This window comes from Streptomyces sp. NPDC048481, from assembly GCF_043200075.1.
GTDB lineage: Bacteria > Actinomycetota > Actinomycetes > Streptomycetales > Streptomycetaceae > Streptomyces.
Window position 1 is genome coordinate 434,482 of sequence record NZ_JBICXC010000007.1, and the last position, 7,150, is coordinate 441,631.

The 7,150-nt window shown below is 73.9% G+C and carries 5 protein-coding genes and 1 rRNA gene; 1 reads left to right on the top strand and 5 read right to left on the bottom strand.

The annotated features are described in order from the left end of the window. Positions 1 to 20 precede the first annotated feature (20 nt). The 3 genes from ACGFSH_RS23400 to ACGFSH_RS23410 all read right to left on the bottom strand — a co-directional run bounded on the left by ACGFSH_RS23400 (position 21) and on the right by ACGFSH_RS23410 (position 3,263). The gene (locus ACGFSH_RS23400; protein WP_393351603.1) at positions 21 to 1,079 is read right to left on the bottom strand and encodes a FecCD family ABC transporter permease; all 1,059 of its coding nucleotides are present in this window, start codon (positions 1,077 to 1,079) and stop codon (positions 21 to 23) included. Next, complete coding sequence (locus tag ACGFSH_RS23405; RefSeq protein ID WP_393351606.1) at positions 1,076 to 2,119, bottom strand: FecCD family ABC transporter permease; 1,044 nt, start codon at positions 2,117 to 2,119, stop codon at positions 1,076 to 1,078. The genes ACGFSH_RS23400 and ACGFSH_RS23405 overlap by 4 nt, the downstream gene beginning before the upstream one ends. A 115-nt stretch (positions 2,120 to 2,234) precedes the next feature. Beyond that, entirely contained in the window at positions 2,235 to 3,263 is a 1,029-nt protein-coding gene (locus ACGFSH_RS23410; protein WP_393351609.1) for an HAD hydrolase-like protein, read from the bottom strand. 73 nt (positions 3,264 to 3,336) lie between these two features. Here ACGFSH_RS23410 and ACGFSH_RS23415 point away from each other — a divergent pair, with 73 nt between their 5' ends. Further along, positions 3,337 to 4,620 (top strand): DUF1015 domain-containing protein, encoded by a 1,284-nt coding sequence (locus ACGFSH_RS23415; RefSeq protein WP_393351611.1) that lies wholly within the window; start codon positions 3,337 to 3,339, stop codon positions 4,618 to 4,620. A 59-nt stretch (positions 4,621 to 4,679) separates the two neighbouring features. On the opposite strand, the gene ACGFSH_RS23420 is transcribed toward ACGFSH_RS23415, so the two are convergent. Then, on the bottom strand, positions 4,680 to 5,471 hold the full coding sequence (locus ACGFSH_RS23420) for a tetratricopeptide repeat protein (RefSeq protein WP_393351656.1): 792 nt from the start codon (positions 5,469 to 5,471) through the stop codon (positions 4,680 to 4,682). Between the two features lie 1,388 nt (positions 5,472 to 6,859). After that, positions 6,860 to 6,976 (bottom strand): 5S ribosomal RNA (gene rrf / locus ACGFSH_RS23425). Positions 6,977 to 7,150 lie beyond the last annotated feature (174 nt).

Genomic DNA, 7,150 nt, shown 5'->3' on the forward strand with positions numbered 1-7,150 from the left:
GGGGCGGTTGCGCGCGCCGGTCATATGCGGCCAGCCCTGCGCTCGGTGACGAGGAGCCACAGCAGATAGACGCCGCCCAGCACGCCGGTGACCACGCCCACGGGCAGCTGCCCGTCCCCGAAGAGCCGTTGCGAGGCCCAGTCGGCGGTCACCAGAAGGGCGGCGCCCATGCACAGGGACGCCACGAGGTTCGGTCCGGGCGAGCGGGTCAGCCGCCGGGCGAGCTGCGGCGCGGTGAGCGCCACGAAGCTGACCGGCCCGGCGGCGGCGGTGGCGGCGGCCGTCAGCAGCACGGCGGACACCATGAGCACCAGCCGCACACGCTCCACGCGCACGCCCAGCGCCTGGGAGACGTCGTCGCCCATTTCCATCATGCGCAGCCCCCGCGCGTGGCCGAGGACGACCGGCACCAGCACACCGGCCAGCGCGAGCAGCGGCCAGACCTGCTTCCAGTCCCGGCCGTCGAGCGTCCCGGTCATCCACACCACGGCGCGGGCCGCGTCGACGAAGTCGGCCTTGGTGAGGAGGTAGCCGTTGACGGCCGTCGCGACGGCCGAGACGCCGATGCCGACGAGCACCAGCCGGTACCCGTGGACGCCCCGCTTCCACGCCAGCAGATAGATCAGGGCTCCGGTCACCAGCCCGCCGACGAGCGCGCCCACGGTCACCTGGGCGGCGCTCCCGGAGAACAGCACGATCATCACGAGCGCGCCGGCCGTCGCCCCCTGCCCGAGCCCCAGCACGTCCGGGCTGCCCAGCGGGTTGCGCGACACGGCCTGGAACAGCGCCCCGCCCAGACCCAGCGACGCCCCCACGAGCAGCCCCACGAGCACCCGCGGCAGCCGCAGTTCGTTGACCACGAACTCCTGTCCGGCGTCCCCGTGGCCGAACAGCGTGCGCACGACGTCGGCCGCCGGGATCGGGAAGTCGCCGGTGCCGATCAGCACCACGCCCGCGGCGAGCGCGGCGAGGGCCAGCAGCACGACGACGGCCAGCGCCCGCGGGTCCAGCCGGACGGACAGCCCGCCCCGGGTGCGCAGCGCACGGGGGCCGCGGGGGGTCTTCTGCGCGCTCTTCACAGCTGGGCCGTCCTCCGCCGTCGTACGAGAAAGATGAAGACCGGGCCGCCGATGATCGCGGTGATGATGCCGACCTGGACCTCCGACGGCCGGGCCACCACCCGCCCGACGACGTCGGAGCCGAGCAGCAGCACCGGCGCCAGGACCGCCGCGTACGGCATGATCCAGCGCAGGTCGGGCCCGGTGAACGAGCGGACCACGTGCGGGACCATCAGCCCGACGAACACGATCGGTCCGCAGGCCGCGGTCGCCGCGCCGCACAGCACGGTCGCCGCGAGCATCGACAGCGCCCGGGTGCGGTTCAGGTTCGCGCCGAGCGCCCGGGCGGTGTCGTCGCCCATCGCCACGGCGTTCAGCGGCCGGGCGAGGGCGAACGCCAGGAGCGTGCCGGCCACGAGGAAGGGCAGCACCTGCCGGATCGTGTCGTCGGTCGCCGAGGACAGCGAGCCGACGGTCCAGAACCGCATCCGGGCGAGCGCGGCGCCGTCCAGGATCATGACGGCCTGGAGATAGCCGTAGAGCGCGGCGCTGACGGCGGTGCCGGCGAGCGCGAGCCGCACCGGGGTGGCCCCCCGGCTGCCGCCCAGGAACCAGACCAGCGCCCCGACCGCGGCCGCCCCGCAGAACGCGAACCACACATAGCCGCTCAGGCTGGTGACGCCGAAGAAGGAGATGGCGGTGACCACGGCGGCCGACGCGCCCGCGTTGAGCCCGAGCAGCCCGGGGTCCGCCAGCGGGTTGCGCGTCAGCGCCTGGAGGACGGCTCCCGACAGGCCGAGCGCCGCCCCGACGAGCAGCCCGAGCACGGTCCGTGAGAGCCGCTCGTCGACGACGACGTCGGCGTAGGTCCCGGAGTCGTGGAACAGCCCGTGCCAGACCTGCGCGACCGTCAACTCCTTGGCCCCGACGGCGATGCTCGCCACTGCCACCAGCAGCAGCACCGCCACGGCGGCGAGGAGCCCGAAGGAGCGGACCGCCCGGCGGTCCGGGGGCGCGGGCGCGGTCTCCGCGCGCGGTACGGGAACACTGTCGACCAACACGCAGTTAGGTTAGCCTACCCTCGCAACGATGCCAGGTCCCGGGCCCGCCCGCGTCCTCCGGCCCGGCACGCGCCCTTCACCCCCGCCCCGCACGCCCTGAGCCGGCGCTCACTCCTCACAGGCCGAGCCGGGCCAGCGCCTTCCCCCCGTCCAGCTCGCAGGTTCCGTCCCCGGCCGCCGTCCAGGCCGCCGCGCACAACGCCCGCAGCCCGTCCAGCGCTTCGCCCGCGCCGGCCAGCTCCAGCCGCTCCGACCCGGCGGTGGCCGTCCAGCCGCCGCACCGGAACCCGTCCTCCGCCACGGCCACCTCCGGCTGCCCGGTGAGCAGCCCGCGCAGGTCGGCGTCGACGTACGTCGGCCGGTGCTGCGGCGGCGCGGCGAGCAGTTGCGGCCCGTCGGTCACTCCGGTCAGGACGAGCAGCGAGTCCACCTCGCCGTTGAACGCTCCCTCGATGTCGGTGTCCAGCCGGTCCCCGACCACCAACGGCCGCTCCGCGCCCGTGCGCAGGATCGTCTCCCGGTGCATGGGAGGCAGCGGCTTGCCCGCCACCTGCGGCTCGGCGCCGGTCGCGATCCGCACGACCTCTACCGCCGCGCCGTTGCCCGGCGCGATGCCCCGCCCGCTGGGAATCGTCAGATCCGTGTTCGACGCGAACCACGGCACCCCGCGCGCGACGGCGTACGACGCCTCCGCGAACCGCCCCCACGGCAGGTCGAGCCCGCCGAAGCCCTGCACCACGGCCGCCGGGTCGTCGTCCGCCGACTCCACCGGCACCAGCCCTCGCTCACGCAGGGCGACCCGCAACCCCTCCCCGCCGATCACCAGCACCCGCGACCCCGCCGGCACCTGCTCGCCGATCAGCCGCGCGACCGCCTGCGCCGACGTGATGACGTCGTCGGCGACCGCCGGTATGCCCAGCTCCGACAGATGGCCGGCCACCGTGTCCGGCGTGCGCAGCGCGTTGTTGGTGACGTACGCGAGCCGCATGCCGCCCTCCCGCGCGGAGGCGAGCGACTCGACGGCGTGCACGATCGCGTTCCCTCCCGCGTACACCACCCCGTCGAGGTCGAGCAGAGCCGTGTCGTACGCCTCGCTCAGGGCCTGCCCACTGCCCTCGGGCCTCGTCCTGGCACTCCGGCTCATTCCACATCGCTCCTCGTTCGGTCCGCTTTCCCTCGATCATCCCGCACGCCACCGGCACACGTACGATGCCGGGATGAACACAGCAGGTCCCTCCGAGGCGACGGCGCCCCGAGGCCTGGAACTCACCCCGTTCCGAGGCCTGCGCTACGACCCCGACCGGGTCGGCAGCCTCGCCGCCGTCACTTCCCCGCCGTACGACGTCGTGGTGCGCCCCGACGGCCTGCATCACCTCCAGGACGCGGACCCGTACAACATCGTCCGCCTGATCCTGCCTCAGGCCGCCACCCCCGCCGCCCGCAACGAACAGGCCGCCGGCACCCTGCGCCGCTGGCTCGCCGAAGGCGTCCTGACGGCCGACCCCGAGCCCGCCCTGTACGTCTACGAGCAACGCCACGCGGACGGCATGCTCCAGCGCGGGCTGATCGGCGCCCTGCGCCTCTCGGAGCCCTCGGAGGGCGTCGTCCTGCCCCACGAGGACGTCATGCCGCACATCGTGGCGGACCGCGCGGCCCTGATGCGGGCCACCCACGCGAACCTGGAACCCCTCCTGCTCACCTACCGGGGCGACGGCGCGGCGGCGGAGGCCGTGGACCGCGCGGCCGTCCTTCCCCCGCTGCTGTCCACCACCACCGAGGACGGCTACAGCCACCGGCTCTGGGCGATCACCGACCCCGCCGAGACGGCCCGCGTCCAGCAGGACCTCGCCCGCCGACAGGCCCTGATCGCCGACGGCCACCACCGCTGGGCGACCTACCTCCGGCTGCGCTCCGAGCAGTCCGGGCCCGGCCCCTGGGACCACGGCCTCGTCCTCCTGGTGGACACGGCGCGCTACCCGTTGCGCGTGCGCGCCATCCACCGCCTCCTGCACGGCCTGCCGGTCGCCGAGGCCCTGGCGGCGCTCGACGGGCACTTCCGCGTACGGTCCCTGGACGTCGGCCTCCCGCAAGCCCTCGACGTCCTCGCCGACGCCGCCTGCGCGGGCAACGCGTTCCTCCTCGCCGGCGACGGCGCCTTCCACCTCGTCGACGGCCCGGACCCGGACCTCCTCGCCCGCACGGTCCCCGCCGACCGCCCGCAGGCCTGGCGCACCCTGGACGCGACGGTCCTGCACGCGACGCTCCTCGATCACGTCTGGGGCATCCCGGAGGACGATCCCGCCCGCATCGCCTACATCCACGACACGGCCGCGACCGTGCGGAAGGCCGAACGCGACGGCGGCACGGCGGTCCTGCTGCACCCGGTCCGCGAGGAGGTCGTCCGCGACCTCGCCCGCCAGGGCGTCACGATGCCCCGCAAGTCGACGTCGTTCGGCCCCAAGCCCGCCTCGGGACTGGTCCTGCGCGCACTGGACGTCTGAGCCCGAACGCACGAAGGGGCGGGGCCCGGTGTCACCGGGTCCCGCCCCTTCATCGGACGTCAGTCCTCGTCGCGCTCGGTCTTCGCCCCGGCCTCGGGAGCGCCCTCCGTCACGTCCTCGGCGGGCGCCGCTTCCGCCACGACGGCCTCGCCCGCGTCGTCGGCGCCTTCCTCGTCCAGGGCGTCCACGAAGTCCACCCCGTCCAGCTCGGCGAGCCGGTCGGAGGCGTCGGTGCTGCCGTCCCGGTCCGCCTCGACAGCCTTGGCGAACCACTCGCGCGCCTCGTCCTCACGCCCGGCGGCGAGCAGGGCGTCGGCGTAGGCGTAGCGCAGCCGCGCGGTCCACGGCTGGACGGACCCGGCCGCCAGCTCGGGGCTCTGGAGCGTCACGATGGCCGCGTCCAGCTGTCCCAGGTCACGACGGGCGCCGGCCGCGACGAGCCGCATCTCCACCTGCCCGGCCTTGTCGAGCTTGTGCACCTCGGGAGCGCCGGCCATGTCGAGGGCCTTCTCCGGCCGCCCGAGCCCACGCTCGCAGTCGGCCATGACCGGCCACAGCTCCACGGATCCGCTCATCCGCCGGGCCGCCCTGAACTCGGCGAGCGCCTCGCTGTACTTCTGGTTGGCGTACGCGGCGAACCCGCCCGCCTCCCTGACGGCGGCGACGCGCGAGGCGAGCCGCAGGGCCACCTTGGAGTAGGCGTAGGCGCGCTCGGGCTCCTCGTCGATCAGCCGGGCGACCATCACCAGGTTCTTGGCGACGTCGTCGGCGAGCGTCTTGGGCAGGCTCATCAGCTCCTGCCGCACGTCCTTGTCGATCTCCTCGCCGGTGACGTCCTCCGGGATCGGCAGCCGCTTGATCGGCTCACGGTCCCGGTCCCGCTCGTCGCGGAAGCGGCCGCCGCCGCCACGCCGGTCGTCCCGGCGATCGTCACGCCGGCCGTAGCCGCCGCCGTCACGGTCGCGGTCCCGACCGCCGAACCCACCGGGCCGTCCACCACGGTCGTCCCGACGGGGACCACGGGGAGCGGCCCCCCGGTCGTCCCGCCCACGGAACCCACCACGATCGTCCCGCCGGTCATCCCGCCGGAACGCCGGGCGCTCACCCCGGTCGTCACGACGCTCGTCACGCCGGAACGCGGGACGGTCCCCACGGTCGTCACGGCGATCATCCCGACGCTCGTCGCGGCGGAAGGCGGGACGCTCACCCCGGTCGTCACGACGCTCCTCGCGCCGGAACGCGGGACGGTCCCCACGGTCGTCACGGCGATCATCCCGACGCTCGTCGCGGCGGAAGGCGGGGCGCTCGCCCCGGTCGTCACGGCGGTCGTCACGGCGGTCGTCGCGGCGGAAGGCGGGTCGGTCACCGCGGTCGTCGCGGCGGAAGCCCGGCCGGTCGCCGCCACGGTCGTCGCGACGCGGCCCACGGTCGCCGCGGTCATCGCGCTGGAACCCGGGCCGGGACCCCCGGTCCCCCTCACGACGATCGTCCCGACGGCCATAACCGCCACCCCGGTTGTCATCGCGACCGCCGAAGCCACCACCACGACTGTCGTCACGACGGCCGTAACCGCCGCCACCCCGGTTGTCGTCCCGACGGAACGCCGGCCGATCTCCACGGTCGTCGCGGCGGAAGGCGGGGCGCTCGCCCCGGTCGTCACGGCGGTCGTCACGGCGGTCGTCCCGGCGGAAGGCGGGACGGTCACCGCGGTCGTCGCGGCGGAAGCCCGGCCGGTCGCCGCCACGGTCGTCGCGACGCGGCCCACGGTCGCCGCGGTCATCGCGCTGGAACCCGGGCCGGGACCCCCGGTCCCCCTCACGACGATCGTCCCGACGGCCATAACCGCCACCCCGGTTGTCGTCGCGACCGCCGAAGCCACCACCACGACTGTCGTCACGACGGCCGTAACCGCCGCCACCCCGGTTGTCGTCCCGACGGCCGTTTCCGCTCCGGTCGTCGTCACGACGGAACGCCGGACGGTCGCCGCGGTCGTCGCGGCGGAAGCCGCCGCGGTCACCGCGGTCACCGCGGCTGCCGGCGCGGTCGCCGCGGTCCCCACTGTCCCGTCGCCGCTGGTCGCGCTCAGGTCGGTCGTCGGGAGAGTTGGTGGACATGGGTGACTCCTGTCATCGGTACAGCAAACATTCTCGCGCACCCACGTACCCGGCGCGCTCCAGAAAAACGAAAAGGACCCTTGGTCCCAGCTGAACGCTGGGACCAAGGGTCCTTTCCAAAGATTGTTCGGCGGCGTCCTACTCTCCCACAGGGTCCCCCCTGCAGTACCATCGGCGCTGTGAGGCTTAGCTTCCGGGTTCGAAATGTAACCGGGCGTTTCCCTCACGCTATGGCCACCGAAACCCTAATGGTTTCGAGCGAACAAGCACACTTTTTACTTGTTTCCAGCTCTAACCGGCAACGGTCGTTGCCTCAGAACTAACACAGTGGACGCGAGCAACTGAGGACAAGCCCTCGGCCTATTAGTACCAGTCAGCTTCACCCATTACTGGGCTTCCACATCCGGCCTATCAAC